Consider the following 20,667-nt stretch of genomic DNA (forward strand, 5'->3'; position numbering starts at 1 on the left):
AGCCCACTGATGTCAATTTGGCAGAGGTGGGCATCTGCGATATAAGGCACCCTATTCATTGCCAGGCATACTCCATGAACGATCAAGTCGTGCTGTCCGGGCTCGCTCGCCAACTGGTGATTGCCGAGCTGCTGGATGAAAAGAGCGCCCAGCAGGCGCAGCTACAGGCCCAGCGCAACAATCTGTCGCTGGTGACTTATCTGGTGCAGAACAAGCTGGTCAAGAGCAAGCCGCTGACCGAGCTGGCGGCGGACCAGTTCGGTATTGCCTATCTGGACCTTTCCTCGATCGACAAGGACAGCCTGCCCAAGGAGCTGATCAGCGAAAAGCTGGTGCGCCAGCACCGCGTGATGCCGCTGTGGCGCCGGGGCAACAAGCTTTTTGTGGGTCTGTCCGACCCGACCAACCACCAGGCGATCACCGACGTCCAGTTCAGCACTGGCCTGACCACCGAGGCCATCCTGGTCGAGGACGACAAGCTTGGCGATGCCATCGAGAAGCTGTTCGAAAGCGCCAACAGCGGGCTGGATGACCTTGGCGATGTCGACCTCGAAGGCCTCGACATCGAGCACGGCAACACCGAACCCAAGGACGACCCCATTGGCGGTGACGCCGACGACGCGCCGGTGGTGCGCTTCGTCAACAAGATGCTGCTCGACGCCATCAAGGGCGGCTCGTCCGACTTGCACTTCGAGCCCTACGAGAAGATCTACCGCGTCCGCTTCCGTACCGATGGCATGTTGCATGAAACCGCCAAGCCGCCGATCCAGCTGGCCAGCCGTATCTCCGCACGCCTGAAGGTAATGGCCGGTCTGGATATTTCCGAGCGCCGCAAGCCCCAGGACGGCCGTATCAAGATGCGAGTGTCCAAGACCAAGTCCATCGATTTCCGCGTCAACACCCTGCCCACGCTGTGGGGCGAAAAGATCGTGATGCGGATCCTCGACTCCTCCAGCGCGCAGATGGGGATCGACGCGCTGGGCTACGAAGAAGCGCAGAAGCAGCTCTACCTCGATGCATTGAAGCAACCGCAGGGCATGATTCTGGTGACCGGCCCGACTGGCTCGGGCAAGACGGTATCGCTCTATACCGGCCTGAATATCCTCAACACGCCGGACATCAATATCTCCACCGCCGAAGACCCGGTGGAGATCAACCTGGAAGGCATCAACCAGGTCAACGTCAACCCGCGCCAGGGCATGGACTTCGCCCAGGCCCTGCGCGCCTTCCTGCGCCAGGACCCTGACGTGATCATGGTTGGTGAGATCCGCGACCTGGAAACCGCCGAGATCGCCATCAAGGCGGCGCAGACCGGTCACATGGTGATGTCCACCCTGCACACCAACAGCGCAGCCGAAACCCTGACGCGCCTGCTGAACATGGGGGTCGCCTCGTTCAACCTGGCCACCTCGACCAACCTGATCATTGCCCAGCGCCTGGCGCGCAAGCTCTGTCCGCACTGCAAGAAAGAACACGACGTTCCACGGGAAGCCCTGCTGCACGAAGGCTTCCCTGCGGACCAGATCGGCAGCTTCAAGCTCTATTCGCCAGTCGGGTGCGACAATTGCAAAGGTGGATACAAGGGCCGCTTGGGTATTTATGAAGTGGTTAAAATCACGCCTGCGCTGCAACGCATTATCATGGAGGAAGGCAACTCCATTCAGATCGCGGAGCAAGCCCGCAAAGAAGGCTTCAATGACCTGCGTACCTCGGGCCTGCTCAAGGCCATGCAAGGCATCACCAGCCTCGAGGAAGTCAACCGCGTGACCAAGGATTAATCCATGGCGGATAAAGCAGCAAAAATGGGCGTCTTTACCTGGGAAGGTACGGATCGCAAGGGCGGGAAGGTCAAAGGGGAGCTTTCCGGCATGAACACCGCCTTGGTCAAGGCGCAACTGCGCAAGCAGGGCATCAACCCGACCAAGGTGCGCAAGAAGGGCATGTCCCTGCTAAGCGCGGGCAAGAAGATCAAGCCCATGGACATCGCGCTGTTCACCCGGCAGATGGCAACCATGATGGGCTCGGGCGTGCCGCTGCTGCAGTCATTCGACATCATCGGCGAGGGTTTCGACAACCCCAACATGCGCAAGCTGGTGGAGGAGATCAAGCAGGAAGTCGCCGCCGGCAACAGCCTGGCCAACTCCCTGCGCAAGAAGCCGCAGTACTTCGACGACCTGTACTGCAACCTGGTCGATGCCGGTGAGCAATCCGGTGCGCTGGAAACCTTGCTGGATCGCGTGGCGACCTATAAGGAAAAGACCGAATCGCTCAAAGCCAAGATCAAGAAGGCGATGACCTATCCGATCGCGGTCGTGGTGGTTGCAGTCATCGTCTCCGCGATCCTGCTGATCAAGGTGGTGCCACAGTTCCAATCCGTCTTCGCAGGTTTTGGCGCGGAACTACCGGCTTTCACCATGTTCGTGATCCATATTTCCGAAGCGCTACAGACCTGGTGGTTTGTTGTGCTGATCGCCATGTTCGGCTTCGCTTTCGGCTTCCGTGAGTTTCACAAGCGATCCGAAAAATTCCGCGACGCGCTCGACCGTGGATTGCTGAAGATTCCGGTGATCGGCGACATCCTCTACAAATCCGCCGTAGCCCGTTACGCCCGCACGCTCGCCACCACCTTTGCCGCGGGTGTTCCCCTGGTAGAGGCGCTTGATTCCGTAGCCGGCGCAGCCGGCAACGTGGTGTTCCGCAATGCGGTCTATCGCATCAAGCAGGACGTATCCTCCGGTACCCAGCTGAACTTCTCCATGCGCACCACCGGCGTGTTCCCGAGCATGGCGATCCAGATGGCCGCCATCGGTGAGGAATCCGGCTCCCTCGACGCGATGCTGGACAAGGTGGCCTCGTTCTACGAAGAAGAGGTCGACAACGCTGTGGATAACCTGACCACCCTGATGGAGCCGCTGATCATGGCGGTCCTGGGTGTGCTGGTCGGTGGCCTGATCATCGCAATGTACCTGCCGATCTTCCAACTGGGCTCCGTCGTTTAATGTTCTTCTTCGACCTCCTGGCCAGCACCCCGCTGGCCTTTGTTTCATGCGTCACCCTTCTCGGCCTGCTGGTCGGCAGCTTCCTCAACGTGGTGATCCATCGCCTGCCGCGAATGATGGAACGCGACTGGCAGCAGCAGGCGCGGGAAACCCTGGGCCTGCCGGAGGGTGAGAAGCGCCCGACCTACAACCTGGTCCTGCCCAACTCCCAGTGCCCGCATTGCGCCCACGAGATCAAGCCGTGGGAGAACATCCCGCTGGTGAGCTGGCTGGCGCTGGGTGGCAAGTGTTCGTCGTGCAAGGCGCCGATCAGCAAGCGTTACCCGCTGGTCGAGTTGGCCTGTGGCGTACTGTCGGCCTTCATCGCCTGGCATTACGGCTTCGGCTGGCAGTCCGGCGCGATGCTGCTGCTGACCTGGGGTCTGCTGGCGATGAGCATGATCGACGTCGATCATCAGCTGCTGCCGGACGCCCTGGTGTTGCCGTTGCTCTGGCTGGGGCTGATCGTCAACCACTTCGGGCTTTTTACCAGCCTGGGCGACGCGCTCTGGGGCGCGGTGTTCGGTTACCTGAGCCTGTGGTCGGTGTACTGGCTGTTCAAGCTGATCACCGGCAAGGAAGGCATGGGCTACGGCGATTTCAAGCTGCTGGCCATGCTCGGCGCCTGGGGTGGCTGGCAGGTGCTGCCGCAGACCATCCTGTTCTCGTCGCTGGTAGGTGCTGTGCTGGGCGTGATCATGCTGCGCCTGCGCAATGCTGAAACCAGTACGCCCATCCCCTTCGGCCCCTATCTGGCCATCGCCGGCTGGATTGCGCTGCTCTGGGGTGATCAAATAACCGCGACCTATCTGCAGTTCGCCGGTTTCCGCTAGCCTTCTCCCGCGCCGATTCTTGTCGGCGCATCTGGACGGCCACCGGGCCGGCTGAAAGGAGAACGATGAAACCCTGGATTCTGGGCCTTACTGGCGGCATCGGCAGCGGCAAGAGTGCCGCCGCCGAGCATTTCGCCTCGCTGGGCATCCACATGGTCGACGCCGACCACGCTGCGCGCTGGGTGGTGGAACCCGGCCGCCCTGCCCTCGCGAAGATCGTCGAGCGCTTCGGCGAAGCCATGCTGCTTCCGGACGGCCAGCTCAACCGCGCCGCCCTGCGCGAGCGCATCTTCAAGGCGGAAGACGAACGCCGCTGGCTGGAACAGCTGCTGCACCCGCTGATCGGCCAGGAGATCGCCAGCAACCTGGCGCAGGCGCAATCGCCCTACGCCATCCTGGTCTCGCCGCTGCTGGTGGAGTCCGGGCAGCACCGCATGACCCAGCGCGTGCTGGTGGTGGATACCCCGGAACACCTGCAACTGGAGCGCACCATGCGCCGCGACCAGGTGTCCGAAGAACAGGTCCGCTCGATTCTCAAGGCCCAGGCCTTGCGCGACGACCGACTCAAGCACGCGGACGACGTGCTGCTCAACGATGGCGACCTCGACCACCTGCACCAGCAGGTCGAGCGTCTGCATCAGTTCTATCTAGGCCTGCGTGGAGGACAACCATGAGCCAACCCCTGACCGTGGAATGCCCCACCTGCGGCGCCCCCGTGGAGTGGAGCGCAAAGAGCGAGTTCCGCCCCTTCTGTTCGCACCGCTGCAAGCTGATCGACCTCGGCGCCTGGGCGGCGGAAGAACACGCCATCCCCGGCGATAATCTCGAGGACGAGCTGTTCTCCGGCGATCTGGAGAAGCCGCGCGGGCATTGAGCCCACTCATGAAGCCGCCCCGTTGGGCGGCTTTTTTGTGCGCGACGGATGGGCTTTTCGTAGGAGCGAGCTTGCTCGCGAACCGTCCGAGTTGCAGGTTAGCCAGCCGAAAAGAGAGTTCGCGAGCAAGCTCGCTCCTACAGGAATGAAAAAGGTCCGCATCTGCGGGCCTTTTTCATTCAGGGACGCATGAAGGCGTAGTCCCGTTCCTCATCCAGGTTGTCGGCGAGGAAATGCAGTTCATGCCCCAGGTCTTCCTGCGTGCGCACCTGCGCGTTGGCCTGCACCACCGCGCTGAGCAGCGCGCGCACGACCAGTTGCGGGTCCTGCCCGCCCGCTTCAGCTTCGATCAGCAGCTCGTGGAGGCGTTGTTCAGCCCAGCTGTGAATGCTCATCGGCGATCTCCTTGCGAATGGGGGCCAAGCTTCCCCGATCCCGGGAGTCTTCCGAACTGATCTGGATCAAACCGCCACAGCCATGGGCCTCGCAGATGGCCGAACATCAGCGGGGCTCATCGTCATCCTTCCACGGCGCCTGCAGGTAGCGCGTGCGGTTGAAGGTCTCCAGCCAGTCTGGATAGAAGACCACCAGCCCGGTGACGATGGTGCCGTTGATGAAGGCTTCAGGAAACATGATCAGCCAGAGGTAACCGATGAAGTCCTCGATCCACGGCGGCATCGGGAACAGCCCGTCCATCCACAGCAGGCCGAGGCCCAGCAGCAGGCTGCAGACCGCCGCCAGCGCCGCCGGGAAGAAGCCCGAGCAGAAGATGTAGACGAACAGGTTCCGCGGCTGCCGTCGCTCGACGAAGATCGCCGCCAGTTCGGTGATGACCACCGGAATTAGCACCAGCAGGATGCCGTTGACGCCGATGGCCGCCCAGTCCTGCCGGCCAATGGCGCACAGTCCCAGTTGCGCGACGAGGCCGACCAGCACCGCCAGCGGCCAGTCCAGCAGCAGGGTCACGGCGGTCATGCCGATGAAGTGGAAGGACACCCCGGAGGCGAAGTCGCGCCGCACCAACCAGAGCAGGAACAGCCCGAGCATGGTGCCAAACACCAGGTGCTGGCGGCGGAAGTCGCTGACGAGCTCCAGCCACGGCGCGCGCCAGATGGCCCAGGCGACGACGGGCAAGTAGATCGCCCAGCCAAGCTCCAGGGTTTCCGCGGACAGCAGCTGCGAGGCGATCACGGCGCGCCCCGCTCCAGCGCCTGACGCAAAGCCTCAACGGAATCGAACTGATGAGTCGAGACAACCTTGCCCTGCTCGAGTTGCAGCCAGGTCACCGCATCGGCCTGGGCCGGGAAGCGGTTGGCCACGCGTGGCTCGCGGTCGAGCAGCACGTGGTATGAGTAGTCGCGCATGGAGGGAATGGCGAACAGCTTCGAGATGGGCGGGGGCATGCGGCTGATGTCGGCGACGAAGGCCGCATGGCGCGACTCCAGGTAGCCTGTCGGGCGCTCGGTCAGAACCGTTTTCACCAGCTTCGAGCCGGCCATGTCGTGCGCGACCAGCAGCACCTTGAGGTCAGTGTTCGCGGTGTAGGGGTTGTCGAACTGATCCAGCAGCGTCCAGCCGGTGGCCGGCGACTCCTGCGCCACCGCCAGGCTCGCCAGTACCATCAACAGCATCCCGCTCAGCACTCGTCTCACGCTTCCCCCTTGCCAGGAACCGCCAATGATTGGCAACAGTCTACACCGCCGCCGTCGCCCGCCTGCGGTTGCCAGCAACTATGCTTGAGGCATGAACGAGTCTGACTATCTGCGCCTGCTGACGCGCCAGGCGGAACAAGCCAACGACTTTCTCTCCAATGCCCGCAAGTGGGAACGGGAGTGCTGGGCCTGCCAGCGGCTGCTGCAGGCGCTGAAGGTGCCGTATCGCCAGGAAGACTTCGTTGCGCCCACGCAGCAGCCGCCGGATGTGCTGTTCCGCGACGCCACCTTCGAGGTGTTCTTCGTGCTCGACCAGGGCCGCCGGCTCAACGAGGAATGGAAGGAAGAACTGCTGCGCCGGCGCATGGCCCAGAGCCTGAATCAGTTGATCCGCCGCGAGCAGCGGCCGCGACGGATTCCCTGCGCCGAACTGCAGGCGCGCCTGGCACCGACGCTGCGCAAGAAGGCGCACAACTACACCGAGCGCGGCATCGACCCGCGCGAGCTGGACCTGCTCGCCTTCGTCAGCCTCAAGCGCGAGACGCCTGACTTCAATACCCCGTTTCCGCCACCCACCGAGTACCTGCGCCAGGGTTGGCGCTCGCTGTCAGTGGTCGGGCCGACCTTCGCCCGCGTGCTTTTCGCCCATAGCGATGCGCCGGACTTCCTGCGCGGCAGCCTGGGCCGCAGCATCCTTTTCGACATGGGCGTCGGCCTGTAAATAGGCGCCGGCGCAAAGCTGCATTGATCGGCGGCGCATTGAGAGGCCGCCCAAGCCCTACTAGAATGCTCGACATTATAAACGGAGGCCGCCCATGCCCAGTCGCCTGAGCCCCGAAGACCAGCAGAAGGTCGATCAGTACCTCAGCTCTCCCGTCCACCAGGTCCAACGCGCGCCGTTCAAACCCTGGCTGATGATGGGAGCCTTGCTCGCTGTGGTCATCGCCCTGGGTTTGCTGAGCCGCCTCCTGGCCTACCTTGCGTGAGCGCCGTGCCGCCACGGGCCGATACAGGATTCCTTAAGCTATGAGAATGCACCATGTCCCATCGTTTCGTGATCGTCGGCGGCGGCGCCGGCGGGCTGGAGCTCGCGACCCGTCTCGGCCGCACCCTGGGTAAAAAGGGCAAGGCGCGCATTACGCTCGTCGACGCCAACCTCACCCACATCTGGAAACCCCTGCTGCACGAAGTCGCCGCTGGCTCGCTCAACTCCTCCGAGGATGAGCTGAACTACGTCGCCCAGGCGAAATGGAACCACTTCGAATTCCAGCTCGGCCGCCTCTGCGGCCTGGACCGCGCGAGCAAACGCATCCAGCTCGCCGCCACGCTTGATGAGCAGGGCGAAGAACTGGTGCCGGCGCGTGGACTCGAATACGACAGCCTGGTCCTGGCCATCGGCAGCACCACCAATGACTTCGGCACCCAGGGCGCCGCGGACCACTGCATCTTCCTGGATACCCGCGAGCAGGCCGAGCGCTTCCACAAGCAGTTGCTGACCCACTACCTGCGAGCCCATGCCGGGCAGGACAAGGACGACCAGATCAGCGTCGCCATCGTTGGCGCCGGCGCCACGGGCGTCGAGCTGTCCGCCGAGCTGCATCACGCCGCGCAGGAACTGTCGGCCTACGGCCTGACCGGCATCCAGCCGCAGAACATGCGCATCACCCTGATCGAGGCCGGCCCGCGCGTGCTGCCGGCGCTACCCGAGCGCATCAGCCGCCCGGTGCACCAGACGCTGGAGAAGCTCGGCGTGCGCGTGCTCACCGGTTCGGCGGTGCAGGAAGTGACCGCAGAAGGCCTGCGCACGGCGGTGGGCGAGTTCATTCCGGCGAGCCTGAAGGTCTGGGCGGCGGGCATCCGCGCGCCGAGCCTGCTCAAGGAGATCGACGGCCTGGAGACCAACCGCATCAACCAGCTGGTGGTCCGCCCTACCCTGCAGACCACCCGCGACGACGACATCTTCGCCTTCGGTGACTGCGCCGCCTGCCCCATGGGCGATGGCAGCGAACGCACCGTACCGCCGCGCGCCCAGGCTGCGCACCAGCAGGCCTCGCTGCTGGCCAAGGCCATTGTCGCGCGGCTGGAGGGCAAGCCGCTGCCGGAGTATCGCTACACCGACTACGGCTCGCTGATCTCGCTGTCGCGCTTCAGCGCGGTGGGCAACCTGATGGGTAACCTGATGGGCAGCGTGAAGCTCGAAGGCTGGCTGGCGCGGATGTTCTACGTGTCGCTGTACCGCATGCACCAGATGGCGCTGTACGGACCGTTCCGCACCGCGCTGCTGATGATCGCGGACCGCATCGGCCGCAGTACCGAGCCGCGCTTGAAGCTGCATTGATCGGGTAGCAATGGCGGGTTAGGTCCGCTCCTGCGGGAATTGCCCCTTGTAGGAGCGAGCTGTATCGCCGATAAATACCAGGCACAAAAAAGCCGCCCCGAGGGGCGGCTTTTTCGTTGCAGCAAAGCAGCCTTACAGCGCCGCCAGCATCGACTGAGCCGGGAGGGCCTGGAAGTCGATGGACATCATCAGGCTCAGCACGCTGATCGCGATGATGGAGAAGGCGAACAGCTGGCGGGCCCAGCGGCGGTCATCTTCGGCACTGAAGCCTTTCACCGCGATGAACAGCCACCAGGCGCTGACGGCCAGCGCCACCACCAGGTAACCGTAGCCGGCGAAGCCGGTCACGGTCAGCAGCAGGGTCGCCAGGCCGAAGGCCACGACGTAGTACAGGATCTGCTTCTTGGTCGCGTCGATGCCCCGCTCCACCGGCAGCACGGGAATCCCGGCGGCGCGGTAGTCGTTGAGGCGGAAGATCGCGATGGCGTAGCTGTGCGGCATCTGCCAGAGGCAGAAGATCAGCAGCAGCACCGCCGCGCCCATGTCGAAGTGACCGCTGGCGGCGCAGTAGCCCACCACCGGCGGCATGGCTCCGGAGAGGCTGCCGACCAGCGTGCCGTAGACCGAACTGCGCTTGAGCCAGAGGCTGTAGAGCACGACGTAGACGAAGAAGCCGAACGCGGCGAGCAGGGTCGCCTGCACATTGGTCTTCCATGCCAACAGGCCGAAGCCCGCCGCGCCAAGGACCAGGCCGTGGGCCAGGGCGGCCTTCAGCGAGATCTGCCCGGTCACGGTGACACGGCTGCGGGTACGCTCCATGAAGCGATCGATGTCGCGGTCGATGCAGTTGTTGAACACACAACCGCTGGCAACGACCAGGGACAGGCCGATCACGGTGGCCAGCAGCAGCATCGGGTCAACGCTGCCGCGAGCGGCGAGGAAGTATCCTCCCGCCACCGCGATCAGGTTTCCGAAGATGATGCCCGGCTTGGCGACCAGGAGATAACGCTTGAGTTTCACGGCATCGGCCCTCAGGGCATCGGCATCATCAGGGTGTCTGCGGTGTAGATGATCCACAGCGACAGACCGACCACCAGCAGGATGATGATGGCGGTGAAGATGAATGCCATGACGTTCCAGCGGCCTTCGGAGCTGAAGTTCATGTGCAGGAAGCAGATCAGGTGCACGACGACCTGAACCAGGCCCAGGATCACCATGGTCAGCAGGGTGGCGTGACGCGAGAAGCCACCGTCGATGACCATGTAGAACGGGATCGCGGTCAGGATCACCGAGAGCACGAAGCCGATGGCGTACGAACCCAGGCTGCCGTGACCGGCGCCGTGGTCGCCGTGGCCGGCACCGTGGGAGTCGTGATGATGTGCAGCAGCGGTCATTACAGAGCCCCCATCAGGTAGACGACGGTGAATACGCAGATCCAGACGATGTCCAGGAAGTGCCAGAACAGGCTCAGGCACATCATGCGGGTGTTGTTCTGCGCGGTCAGGCCACGGGTGCCGATCTGCGCCATCAGCACCAGCATCCACAGCAGGCCGGCACTTACGTGCAGGCCGTGCATGCCGACCAGGGTGAAGAAGGACGACAGGAAGGCGCTGCGGCTCGGGCCGAAGCCTTCGACGATCAGGTGATGGAACTCGTTGAGTTCCATGCCGATGAACGCGGCACCGCAGAGGAAGGTCACGCCCAGCCAGGCGATGGCCTTGCCCTTGGCACCTTTGTGCGCAGCCAGCATGGCCAGGCCGTAGGTGCAGGAGGAGATCAGCAGGATCGCGGTTTCGACGGCCACGTAGGGCAGTTCGAAGATGTCCTTGCCGCTCGGGCCGCCGGCCGTGTGGTTGACCAGCACGGCGTAGGTGGCGAAGACGCTCGCGAACAGGATGCAGTCGGTCATCAGGTACAGCCAGAAGCCGAAGACCGTCATACCGCCGCTGTCGTGGGCGTGGTCATGGTCATGCGCCGCTTCGTGCGTATCGACCAGGTGTTGATTCAGTACTGCCGTCGACATGGTTTTATACCTGCTGCGCGGTGGCGAGTTTCTGGAAGTTGGCGTTTTCGATGCGCTCGATCTCATCCGGCTGGACGTAGTAGTCCAGGTCGGTGACGTAGCTGCGCACGATGACCGAAGCAATCATGCCGACGAAGCCAACACCCACCAGCCACCAGATGTGCCAGATGGCGGCGAAGCCGAAGAGGAAGGCGAACACGGCGATGGAGAAGCCAGCGGCGGTGTTCTTCGGCATGTGGATCGGCGCATAGGCCGGCAGCTTGCGGTACGCGGTACCGGTCTGCTTCATGTCGTGGAACGCGTCGATGTCGTTGACCTTCGGCAGTTCGGCGAAGTTGTAGTACGGCGGCGGCGAGGAAGTAGACCATTCCAGGGTACGGCCACCCCACGGGTCGCCAGTCAGGTCGGCCAGCTTCTCGCGGTTCTTGATCGACACGAACAGCTGGATCAGCTGACAGGCGATACCGAAGAAGATCAGCACGGCGCCGCAGAACGCCACCACCATGTACGGCTGCCACATCGGGTTTTCGTAGTGGTTCAGGCGACGGGTCATGCCCATGAAGCCGAGGATGTACAGCGGCATGAAGGCCATGTAGAAGCCGACCAGCCAGCACCAGAAGGAACGCTTGCCCCACTTCTCGTCCAGCTTGAAGCCGAAGGCTTTCGGGAACCAGAAGACGAAGCCGGCCAGGTAGCCGAACACCGCACCACCGATGATGGTGTTGTGGAAGTGAGCGATCAGGAACAGGCTGTTGTGCAGCAGGTAGTCAGCACCCGGAATGGCCAGCAGAACGCCGGTCATGCCACCGATGGTGAAGGTGACGATGAAGCCCAGGGTCCACAGGATCGGGGTGTCGAAGCGCAGGCGGCCACGGTAGATGGTGAACAGCCAGTTGAACAGTTTCACCCCGGTCGGGATGGAGATCAGCATGGTCGCAACGCCGAAGAAGCCATTGACGTCGCCGCCCGAACCCATGGTGAAGAAGTGGTGCAGCCACACGGTGAAGCCGAGGAAGGTGATCGCGGCGCTCGCCCACACCATCGAGGTGTAGCCGAACATGCGCTTGCCGGCGAAGGTCGCGGTGACTTCGGAGAAGATACCGAAAGCCGGCAGGATCAGGATGTACACCTCAGGATGGCCCCAGGCCCAGAAGAGGTTGATGTACATCATGGCGTTGCCGCCCAGCTCGTTGGTGAAGAAGTGCATGTCGAAGTAACGGTCCAGCGACAGCAGGCCCAGGGCCGCGGTCAGGATCGGGAACGACGCAACGATCAGGATGTTGGCGAAGGTGCAGGTCCAGGTGAAGATCGGCATCTGCATCAGCTTCATGCCGGGGGTACGCATCTTGAACACGGTAACCAGGAAGTTGATACCCGTGAGCAAGGTACCCATACCCGATATCTGTAGTGCCCAGATGTAGTAGTCCACACCCACGCCCGGGCTGTAGGCCAGTTCGGACAGCGGCGGGTACGCGACCCAGCCGGTACGGGCGAACTCACCCAGGCCCAGCGAGACGTTCACCAGCATGGCGCTGACGACCAGCAGCCAGAAGCTCAGGGAGTTCAGGAAGGGGAACGCCACGTCGCGCGCGCCGATCTGCAGCGGCACGGCCAGGTTCATCAGACCGGTCATGAAGGGCATGGCCATGAAGATGATCATGATCACGCCGTGAGCGGTGAAGATCTGGTCGTAGTGTTCCGGCGGCAGGTAGCCGTGGTTGGCACCTTCAGCCAGCGCGAGCTGGCCGCGCATCATGATGGCGTCGGCGAAGCCGCGCAGGAGCATGACCAGGGCGACGATGATGTACATCACGCCGATTTTCTTGTGGTCGATGGACGTCAGCCATTCGGTCCACAGGTAGGTCCACTTGCGGTAGTAGGTGATCGCGCCGAACACACCGAGGCCCAACAGGGCGACGACGGCCAGCGTGATGACGATGATCGGCTCGTGATACGGCACGGCCGACAGTGTCAGTTTCCCGAACATCTGCAGTTACTCCTGGCTCGGATTCGTTTGCATGCCAGGCATGCCTTGCATGTTGCTCATGTCGTGGCCCGCCATGGCGGTCTCGTCATGCGCTGCTTCGCCGTGCTCGCCCTTCTCGGCCTGTTCTTTGGCTTCGTGGGCCTTGGCCATCGCGTGGCCAGCGTGTTCCCACTTGTTCAGCACGTGGGAGAACAGCTCGGGGCTGACGGTTGCGAAGTAGGTCGCCGGGACGTTCTCGGTCGGCTTGACCAGCTCCGGGTACTGATCCAGGTTCAGGGTCTGCTGCGAGGCCTTGACCTTCGCGACCCAATCCTGGAAGCCCTGCTCGGAGGTGGAGATGGCCTTGAACTTCATGCCCGAGAAGCCGCCGCCGCTGTAGTTCGCGGAGATGCCGTCGAACACGCCTTCTTCGTTGGCGATCAGATGCAGCTTGGTCATCATTCCGGCCATGGAGTAGATCTGGCTACCCAGCTGCGGAATGAAGAAGGAGTTCATCACCGAATCCGAGGTGATCTGGAAGTTCACCGGGGTGTCTTTCGGGAAGGCGATTTCGTTGACGGTGGCGATACCCTGTTCCGGGTAGATGAACAGCCACTTCCAGTCCAGCGAGATGGCCTGGATGGTCACCGGCTTGACCTCGGAGTCCAGCGGACGGTACGGGTCCAGCTTGTGAGTGCTCTCCCAGGTGATCCAGCCGAGCACGGCGATGATCAGGCAGGGAACCAGCCATACCACCAGCTCGATCTTGGTCGAGTGAGACCAGTCCGGCATGTAGGTGGCCTTGGTGTTCGAAGCCCGGTATTTCCAAGCGAACCCGAAGGTCATCAGGATGACCGGCACCACCACGATCAGCATCAGCAGGGTTGCCGTGATGATCAGGGACTTCTCGTCAGCGCCGACCTGCCCTTTCGGGTCGAACAGCGCCATGTTGCAACCACCGAGCATCAGCATCGGCAGCCACGCAAGTCTCTTCAAAATTCCTGTGTACTGCTCTTTTTTCATCTTGCGGCCTTAGTGGATGAAAATCGCTTCACCGCCCACGAGCCTTCGCCACGCACTGCTCGACGACTCGTTACCCGCGACTTTTCCAAGCCGCCTGCCAGGGCTGTCATGGATTCACGAACGCGGCCGCACGGATTCCAGGCAAAGGGAGGTCGCCCGGTCTTCGCGATGCGAAACCGATTTCGTCAGCTGATTCGTTCCGTGTTATTCAGCGTGTGGTGTCTGGACTGGCGGCTCGTTGAAGCGCGCGCGTCGCACACCGGATGCACGAGCGGATTGCCCGACTCGTCTTGATGACAGGAGCCCACCGATGGCAGCCCCCTGTTGTTATGCCGCTGCACCGAAGGGTGAGCACTGGCTTTGATCTACGTCAGTGCGACTCAGCGATTTGGGGGTAGGAAATGGACGGCGGGTATTACAAAGCATTTCAGAAACCCCTTTCAAGGCCCATTCCGCCCATTTTTAACAAGATATTTTCTCAGTCAGAGAAACAGTCCCGTGCAAATTCGCTCACAAAACAACCAATTCACAGGAATTGTGCAGGGTTATTCCCTCCCTGCCAGGGGCTTGCACAGGCGCGCCATGGGAATGTGTCAGAACCATGAACGACGGGGCTTTCAGCGCGCTTCCCCAGATCCGAAAAGCGACCTCAACGCCTTCGGCAAAGTCCTTGCCATGATGGCGATCAAGATCCTTTGCGAAAGTCGCGTATTCCCCCTGCGCACCCTGCGACACATCGACGCACAGTGACTTTGGCAAGAGGCAAAGTCATTCAAATTATGACGATCGTGCAGAGTGCACAGGGGAAGCTTTCCGCGGCATGCTCGCCTCGATGAACAGGCGAGCATGGTTTTCACGACCACCGAAGCGGGCATGCCGGGAAGAAAGAGACAAGAGTGGCGGGACGCTAGTTACGCTGCCCGCAAGGATCAGAAGCTGGCCGCTTCGCCAGAGTTCGACAGCCACGCCATCAGATCGCTAGCTTCCGCTCGGATGCGCAAATCGGACGCCTTGGCGCTGTAGTAGGTATCGGCTGCCGCGATCTGCTGCGAGTAGTAGTCGTTCTCGGCAATCAACACGTCCAGAAGGGTACGCTTACCCAGGTGGTACCACTGGTCATAGAACATCTTGCGTACCCGATCAGACTCCGCCAACAGGGCGGTGTAATCGCCAACACGGGCAGTCGACAGGTCGCGCTGCTCGACCAGGTTGCGAATGCGATACTCCGACTCACGACGGGTAGCTTCCATTTTCTGCTCCGCCGCATCAGCTCGGGCATAGGCGGCGCGTTGCGCGGCCGATGCGGAACCACCGGAAAACGCCGCCCACTGCACAGCGAGGCCGGTCGACCATGGCTCTTCGTTGTCGAACATATTGTCGCCTGTATTACGACCGACGACCCAGTTCAACTTCGGCATGCGCGAAGACTTCACGGATTCGGCATTGGCCAGTGCGGCGTCTTTCTCCCAGCGCGCCTGGCGCAGAGCGGGCTGATCGCCCATGAGCTCCAGCGCCCGATCCAAAGGCATCGGTGCCCAGTCCCACTTGGCGTTCGCCGGCACACTCACGTCCTTCCCCACGAGCTTGGCCAGGGTGGTCTTCTGCTCCTGCAGCTTCGACTGCACCAGATCGCGGGCAGTTTCCGCCTGCAACAAACGAGCTCGAGCCTGAACGAGCTCGCTACGGCGACCCGGGTCGGTCTCAGCGATCTGCCCGAGCATATTCACCAGCTCACGCATGCGCATGACATAGCGATCGCTGATGTCCAACGCTTCCTGCTGGTGAGCCAGTTCCAGCACCCCCGAAGCGGTGTTGTAGGCAACCGTCACCTCGGTCTGCCCTTTCGCCTCTTCCTGCGCATTGGCAGTTTTGCTGCGGCTGTCGATCGTGTGCCGGATCGCACCGAAGTCATAGACCGGCGTCACCACCTGCACGGAGGTAGTGCCACCGTTGTCATACTTACTGCCGCCGCTCTGCAACTGCTTCGAGTTGGCGCTGATCTGAACTTGCGGCCAGCGCGCGCCCTTGGCCTGTTCCACATCACCCTTGGCAGCCTGCCAACCGGCATCCGCCTGCTTCAGCTCGGGGCTGATGTTCAGCGCTGTGCCCACCAGTTCACGCAGATAGGCCAGCGACGACTGCCCCTGCCCCAGGCTCGACGCCGACACCTCCGTTTTCAGCTCCGCCGGCAGGCTCAGATCTAGCCCGGAAGACCGCTTGGCCGGTTGTGGCTTGGCGACCGGCACGGCGCTGGCTGTGGTAGCACGCAATCCGAGTTCGGCTTGCGGGGCCGCTGACGGCCGGTCCTGGTTCATGGAGGTAGCTTGAGCGTCACGAGGCATTGGAGCGGCCACGTCGACAGCGGTCTGTTGGGGCTTGGAGTAGAAGCTCAGTGAACTGCCAAGGTCATTCGCCTTGGCCAAGGAACTGAGTGAAGCCATCGTCAGCACCATGGCCGAATGGCCGAAGCGCCAACGTTTGCTAGTTGCGTAAGGCTTACGGTTTTTCATTTCAATTATCTCTCACGGAACGCTTCACGCGCTTTCAGCGCGGGCTTGAGTATGTAATCCAGAATGGTTTTTTCCCCGGTGCGGATCTCGGCGGTCGCGGTCATACCGGGAATGATCGGGAAATGCTTGTCGCCCATGGTCAGATCGGCCTGGTCGGTACGAATCAGCACGCGGTAGAAGGAGGTATCCGGGCGGCCCTGGCGAGCCATCTCGTCGTCCTTGATAGTGTCGGGGCTGATGAGCTCGATCCTGCCTTTCAAGCCGCCGTAAATAGCGAAGTCATAGGCCGAAATCTTCACGGTGGCGGCAAGACCGGGGCGCAGGAACGCCACGTCAGCCGGGCGGATCTTCGCCTCCACCAGCAACTGATCCTCCAGCGGGACGATCTCCATGATGTCCTGGCCTTGCTGGATGACCCCACCGATGGTGTTGGCCCGCACGTTCTTCACGATGCCCTTTAGCGGTGCAGTGATGATGGTGCGTTTCATCACATCCTCGCGACCCGCCGCGCTTTCCAACGCCTGCGCAAGCTCGCTCTCGACCCGCGTCAGCTCGGCGTTGGCTTCCGACCGATACTTGTTGCGGCGCTCACTGATCTGCAGGTTGAATTCGTTTGCCTGGCGGCGCATGCGAAGGATCTCGACGTCCGAGATCAATCCTTGCTTGGCCAGTCGCTCCGATACATTCAGCTCGCCCTGGGCCAGCGACAGGCTCTTCTGCAGCCCGGCAACACCTTCGTCCAGCGCATGCTTGCGGGCGTTGTAGGCCTCGGTCTCGGCCTCCACGATCGATTCCACGGCGAGCACATCCGGTGGGAACACCAGCGGTTTGCCATACGCCTCCGAACGAAGGCGCACCAACTGGCCCTTGAGCGCCAGCGTCTTGGACTGCGCCTCACGGAAACTGGCGCCAGCGCGGGTCGGATCGATCTTCAGGAGAACCTGCCCCGCCTCCACCACGTCGCCTTCCTTGACGTTCATCTGCTCGAGGATGCCGCCCTCCAGACTCTGGATGACCTGCTCGCGGCTGGAGGGAATCACCTTGCCCTCTCCCTTGGTGATCTCTTCGACTCGGGCAAAGTAGGCCCAGACGATGAGGCCGGAGAACACCGCCGCGATCAGCAGCAGCACCACCGTGCTCGCCGTGGTTTTCTGGGAAATCAGCGCAGCCTGAAGGTCCGAGACATAGGCAATGTCATTGTCGCGCAGCCGCGCCACTTCCTTCGCATAGGGCGAGACCTGAGGCGCCGGCGCCTTCGAGGGCTCGACGACGGCGGGGACAGCCGCCTGCGGGTTGGGGGTATCAGTCATGACCTACTCACCAAGTAGTGGCCGGCGCCTTGCCAGGCGCTTGAGAATTGTTGGCCTGCAGGGCTCGCAGCACTTCGTCCTTGGGGCCGTCGGCGACGATCTGCCCGGCATCCACGACGATTAAGCGGTCGACCTGCTCCAGCACCGAGAAGCGATGGGTGACCACCACGACTGTGCAGTCACGCGTGGCCGCTTCCAGGCGCTGCAGGAAAAGGCGCTCGGTCTGCATGTCCATGCCGCTGGTGGGCTCGTCCAGCAGCAGCACCTGCGGATGCAGCAACAGCGTGCGAGCCAGGGCGAGCAGTTGACGCTGCCCACCGGACAGGGCCTGGCCCATTTCACCTACGGGGCGGTCGAAACCCAGTGGGTGGTTGGCAACCACGGCGTCCAGCCCGGTCAGGCGCATCACGTGCAGCAGTTCTTCGCTGCTCGCCGCCGGGTTGCCGATCATCAGGTTCTCGCGCAGCGAGCCGAAGAACAGCCGCGCATCCTGGCCGACGAAGCCCACCGTGGAGCTCCAATCCGCCGGGTCGATCTGTTCGGCGTCGATGCCGTTGATCAGCAGCCGTCCCTCCACCGGCTGGTACAGGCGGGCCATCACTCGCAGCAGGGTCGACTTACCGCTGCCGATGCTGCCGACAATGGCCACGCGCTCGCCGTGCTTGATGCTCAGGCTGATGTTGTTCAGTACCGTGGGGCGTGGTTGCATCGGCGGTGCGGGGTAGGAGAACTTCAGCTTGCGCAGCGACAGTGTCGCGCTCTTCGGGACATCCAGATAACGGCGATTGCTGTCGCGCACCGTGGGGATTTCCATCAACTGGTTCAGCGAATTCAATGCTGTCTTCGCCTGCTGGTAGCGCACCGCGAGACCTACCGAGCTAGCCAGTGGCGCCAGGGCACGGCCGCTGAGCAGCACCATGCCAACCAGCGCGCCCTGGGTCATGTCGCCATCGCCTATCCGGTAAACCCCCCAGAGCACGGTGATCACCGTGGTCAGCTGTGTGATCAGCGATACCGAGTTCGCGGCCATGTTCGACAGCGCCTTGGTCTTGATCCCCGAGGCGGCCAGTTGCGCGCTGAAGTCTTCCCAGCGGCGCAGCATGCTGCCCTCGGCACGGACCGCCTTGAGCGTCTCAACGCCTTCGATAGCCTCGATCAGCAGGCCGTGCTTCTGCGAGGCTTCGCGAAGATTCACCTTCATGAGCTTGGACAGTGGCCACTGGATGTAGGCACACAGGCCGAGAAGAACGATCATCGCCCCTAGCGGCACCAGCGCCAGCGGTCCGCCGATCACGAAGAGCACGAAGACGAACAGCAGGCAGAACGGCAGGTCAGCCAGCGTTGCCAGCGACGCCGAGGTGATGAAGTCACGTACCGACTCGAACTCGCGGAACTGGTTGGCGAAGGACCCCGCGGACGGCGGTTTGTGCTCGAGCCGGACCTCCATCAACTGACGGAACAGGATCGAGCCCAGGATCAGGTCGGCCTTCTTGCCGGCGTTGTCGATCAGGTAGGCACGGACCTGACGCGAAGTGAACTCGAAGCCGATCGCCACCATCACGCCGATGGCCAGCGACCAGAGCGTCACGTACGCCTGGTTCGGTACGACTCGGTCGTACACGTTCATGATGAAGAAGGTACTTGCCAGTGCCAGGATGTTGATCAGAACGGTCGACAGCGCCGCGCTGTAATAGAAGCGGCGGTAGTTCCAGAGAGTGGAGAACAGCCAGTGGCCTTTTCCCTCCGATCTGGGCACTTCAGTGCGAGCATCGGGAGCCGCCTTGGGACGTGCCAGCAACGCATAGCCCAGGTAGTTCTCCTGCAGCTCCGCCGCACTCATGGTGATGCTCCCACCGCCGGCCTCGGGCACCACCAGTTCGAATTCCTCGCCACGACGGGCAACTAGAATGCGAGCTTCGCCGTTGCGGAACAGCAGCAGCAGAGGAAAAAGGTACGATGACAACTCAGCAGGGCTGCGCTTGACCCAGCCGGCACCGATGCCGGCCTGCTCGAGCATCCGAGCCACCAGGCTGGGGCGCAGTTTGCGATCGCGCGGCAGGCCGGCATAGAGCGACTCGAGAGTCGTGTTCCGCTCGAAATGGGTGCACAGCCAGCGCACGCCTGCAAGCAGGCTGTCACTTTGTGATGAAATGCCCAGTTCGACTTCAGTAGTCGCGGGCGCAGAGGAGGAATTCATGTGCACACCTTCGTAAGAGGGGAAAGCTGTGCGCATGTTAGAAATGCACCGCTGAGCGCGGCATCAGAAAAGCCTGATTGGCCTGACGTACCTTTCCTTCACCGAGCAATTGGCACTGTACGGCAGCAGGAAGGAGCTGGCAGACACCGCAAAACGCCGTTCTGAGCGCCCATCACAAGCGCGACTCGGGGAGTCATGCAGGTGTGGACAGACGAGCGCCAGCTGAACGTTCCATTCGGCCGAGCCTGATTGGCCAGCCGCTCGCGGTACCTCGGTGTATTACGGGAGTTTGTGCGACGCAGGGAGCGACATCTTGCGCACCGCCAACCCAATACCCACGAAACCACAGCCCCAACCGGCAGCGAGGGCATTACTCGATAGCTAACCTTCGCCGTCTGCGCGGAACAAATTACTCCGCCCTGGCGCGGCCGTTCACTGAGGGATACTTTCAACGAAGACCGGGAGGACCCGGACGTAGGGAGGAAAGGGGCAAAGGATCGAATCAGGCCTGGAAACGAAAAAGCCCACCTCGAGAGGTGGGCTTTTTGCTAGAAGCGGCTTGGGGACCGCTTCAGGCACTCAGCAATGCTGATGCCTTGAATATGGTGGGTCGTGTAGGATTCGAACCTACGACCAATTGGTTAAAAGCCAACTGCTCTACCGACTGAGCTAACGACCCAAATGTTGGTCGGGGTAGGGGGATTCGAACTCCCGACATCTTGCTCCCAAAGCAAGCGCGCTACCGGACTGCGCTATACCCCGTTTGAAAGTTGGCTCCGCGACCTGGACTCGAACCAGGGACCCAATGATTAACAGTCATTTGCTCTACCGACTGAGCTATCGCGGAACAACAAGCCTTTCAATCTCCTCTACTTTCTTCCGGCTTCACCGGATTCCCGTATC

The 20,667-nt window shown here is 62.2% G+C and carries 19 protein-coding genes and 3 tRNA genes; 8 read left to right on the forward strand and 14 right to left on the reverse strand.

Annotated elements, in window-relative coordinates:
• Window positions 1-74: 74 nt before the first annotated feature.
• From pilB to yacG, 5 genes are all read left to right on the forward strand, one after another.
• Window positions 75-1,778, forward strand: a complete 1,704-nt coding sequence (gene pilB, locus IB274_RS09130) for a type IV-A pilus assembly ATPase PilB (protein WP_192431657.1) — start codon at window positions 75-77, stop codon at window positions 1,776-1,778.
• Window positions 1,779-1,781: 3 nt separating this feature from the next.
• Window positions 1,782-2,999 carry a type II secretion system F family protein gene (locus IB274_RS09135; protein WP_192431658.1) on the forward strand — a complete coding sequence of 406 codons (1,218 nt, stop codon included), beginning with the start codon at window positions 1,782-1,784 and terminating at the stop codon, window positions 2,997-2,999.
• Complete coding sequence (locus IB274_RS09140) at window positions 2,999-3,871, forward strand: prepilin peptidase (RefSeq protein WP_192431659.1); 873 nt, start codon at window positions 2,999-3,001, stop codon at window positions 3,869-3,871. The genes IB274_RS09135 and IB274_RS09140 overlap by 1 nt, the downstream gene beginning before the upstream one ends.
• A gap of 65 nt (window positions 3,872-3,936) precedes the next feature.
• A complete protein-coding gene (gene coaE / locus IB274_RS09145) occupies window positions 3,937-4,545 on the forward strand; it encodes a dephospho-CoA kinase (RefSeq protein WP_192431660.1) in 609 nt (202 codons plus the stop codon).
• Window positions 4,542-4,745 (forward strand): DNA gyrase inhibitor YacG, encoded by a 204-nt coding sequence (gene yacG, locus IB274_RS09150; RefSeq protein ID WP_192431661.1) that lies wholly within the window; start codon window positions 4,542-4,544, stop codon window positions 4,743-4,745. The genes coaE and yacG overlap by 4 nt, the downstream gene beginning before the upstream one ends.
• Window positions 4,746-4,924: 179 nt before the next feature.
• Here the strand turns inward: yacG and IB274_RS09155 are convergent, their stop codons facing one another.
• The 3 genes from IB274_RS09155 to IB274_RS09165 form a co-directional block, all read right to left on the reverse strand.
• Entirely contained in the window at window positions 4,925-5,140 is a 216-nt protein-coding gene (locus tag IB274_RS09155) for a hypothetical protein (protein WP_192431662.1), read from the reverse strand.
• A gap of 106 nt (window positions 5,141-5,246) precedes the next feature.
• Complete coding sequence (locus tag IB274_RS09160) at window positions 5,247-5,936, reverse strand: energy-coupling factor ABC transporter permease (RefSeq protein ID WP_192431663.1); 690 nt, start codon at window positions 5,934-5,936, stop codon at window positions 5,247-5,249.
• Complete coding sequence (locus IB274_RS09165; protein WP_318652865.1) at window positions 5,933-6,397, reverse strand: FAD/FMN-containing dehydrogenase; 465 nt, start codon at window positions 6,395-6,397, stop codon at window positions 5,933-5,935. The genes IB274_RS09160 and IB274_RS09165 overlap by 4 nt, the downstream gene beginning before the upstream one ends.
• 91 nt (window positions 6,398-6,488) lie before the next feature.
• Here IB274_RS09165 and IB274_RS09170 point away from each other — a divergent pair, with 91 nt between their 5' ends.
• From IB274_RS09170 to IB274_RS09180, 3 genes are all read left to right on the forward strand, one after another.
• Window positions 6,489-7,118, forward strand: a complete 630-nt coding sequence (locus IB274_RS09170) for a DUF1780 domain-containing protein (protein WP_045209488.1) — start codon at window positions 6,489-6,491, stop codon at window positions 7,116-7,118.
• A gap of 94 nt (window positions 7,119-7,212) precedes the next feature.
• Complete coding sequence (locus IB274_RS09175; protein ID WP_017516731.1) at window positions 7,213-7,383, forward strand: DUF3094 domain-containing protein; 171 nt, start codon at window positions 7,213-7,215, stop codon at window positions 7,381-7,383.
• Between the two features lie 53 nt (window positions 7,384-7,436).
• Window positions 7,437-8,735: an NAD(P)/FAD-dependent oxidoreductase gene (locus tag IB274_RS09180; RefSeq protein WP_192431664.1), complete on the forward strand. Its 1,299-nt coding sequence runs from the start codon at window positions 7,437-7,439 to the stop codon at window positions 8,733-8,735.
• A gap of 132 nt (window positions 8,736-8,867) precedes the next feature.
• On the opposite strand, the gene cyoE is transcribed toward IB274_RS09180, so the two are convergent.
• The 11 genes from cyoE to IB274_RS09235 all read right to left on the reverse strand — a co-directional run bounded on the left by cyoE (window position 8,868) and on the right by IB274_RS09235 (window position 20,611).
• Window positions 8,868-9,755, reverse strand: coding sequence for a heme o synthase (cyoE, locus tag IB274_RS09185; protein WP_192431665.1), 888 nt, complete (start codon window positions 9,753-9,755; stop codon window positions 8,868-8,870).
• A gap of 11 nt (window positions 9,756-9,766) precedes the next feature.
• The gene (cyoD, locus tag IB274_RS09190) at window positions 9,767-10,129 is read right to left on the reverse strand and encodes a cytochrome o ubiquinol oxidase subunit IV (RefSeq protein WP_081517365.1); all 363 of its coding nucleotides are present in this window, start codon (window positions 10,127-10,129) and stop codon (window positions 9,767-9,769) included.
• Entirely contained in the window at window positions 10,129-10,758 is a 630-nt protein-coding gene (cyoC, locus tag IB274_RS09195) for a cytochrome o ubiquinol oxidase subunit III (protein ID WP_015475724.1), read from the reverse strand. The genes cyoD and cyoC overlap by 1 nt, the downstream gene beginning before the upstream one ends.
• Window positions 10,759-10,762: 4 nt before the next feature.
• Window positions 10,763-12,745 carry a cytochrome o ubiquinol oxidase subunit I gene (cyoB, locus tag IB274_RS09200; RefSeq protein ID WP_081517363.1) on the reverse strand — a complete coding sequence of 661 codons (1,983 nt, stop codon included), beginning with the start codon at window positions 12,743-12,745 and terminating at the stop codon, window positions 10,763-10,765.
• 6 nt (window positions 12,746-12,751) lie between these two features.
• A complete protein-coding gene (cyoA, locus tag IB274_RS09205) occupies window positions 12,752-13,747 on the reverse strand; it encodes a ubiquinol oxidase subunit II (RefSeq protein WP_192431666.1) in 996 nt (331 codons plus the stop codon).
• A gap of 929 nt (window positions 13,748-14,676) precedes the next feature.
• The gene (locus tag IB274_RS09210; RefSeq protein WP_192431667.1) at window positions 14,677-16,257 is read right to left on the reverse strand and encodes a TolC family protein; all 1,581 of its coding nucleotides are present in this window, start codon (window positions 16,255-16,257) and stop codon (window positions 14,677-14,679) included.
• A gap of 5 nt (window positions 16,258-16,262) precedes the next feature.
• On the reverse strand, window positions 16,263-17,567 hold the full coding sequence (locus tag IB274_RS09215) for an HlyD family type I secretion periplasmic adaptor subunit (RefSeq protein ID WP_192431668.1): 1,305 nt from the start codon (window positions 17,565-17,567) through the stop codon (window positions 16,263-16,265).
• Between the two features lie 7 nt (window positions 17,568-17,574).
• Complete coding sequence (locus tag IB274_RS09220) at window positions 17,575-19,764, reverse strand: type I secretion system permease/ATPase (protein WP_192431669.1); 2,190 nt, start codon at window positions 19,762-19,764, stop codon at window positions 17,575-17,577.
• A 603-nt stretch (window positions 19,765-20,367) separates the two neighbouring features.
• Window positions 20,368-20,443: transfer RNA gene (locus IB274_RS09225), tRNA-Lys, on the reverse strand.
• 6 nt (window positions 20,444-20,449) lie between these two features.
• A tRNA-Pro gene (locus IB274_RS09230) sits at window positions 20,450-20,526 on the reverse strand.
• Between the two features lie 9 nt (window positions 20,527-20,535).
• A tRNA-Asn gene (locus IB274_RS09235) sits at window positions 20,536-20,611 on the reverse strand.
• Window positions 20,612-20,667: the final 56 nt, after the last annotated feature.

The organism is Pseudomonas sp. PDM18, from assembly GCF_014852585.1.
In the GTDB taxonomy this organism is placed as follows: domain Bacteria; phylum Pseudomonadota; class Gammaproteobacteria; order Pseudomonadales; family Pseudomonadaceae; genus Pseudomonas.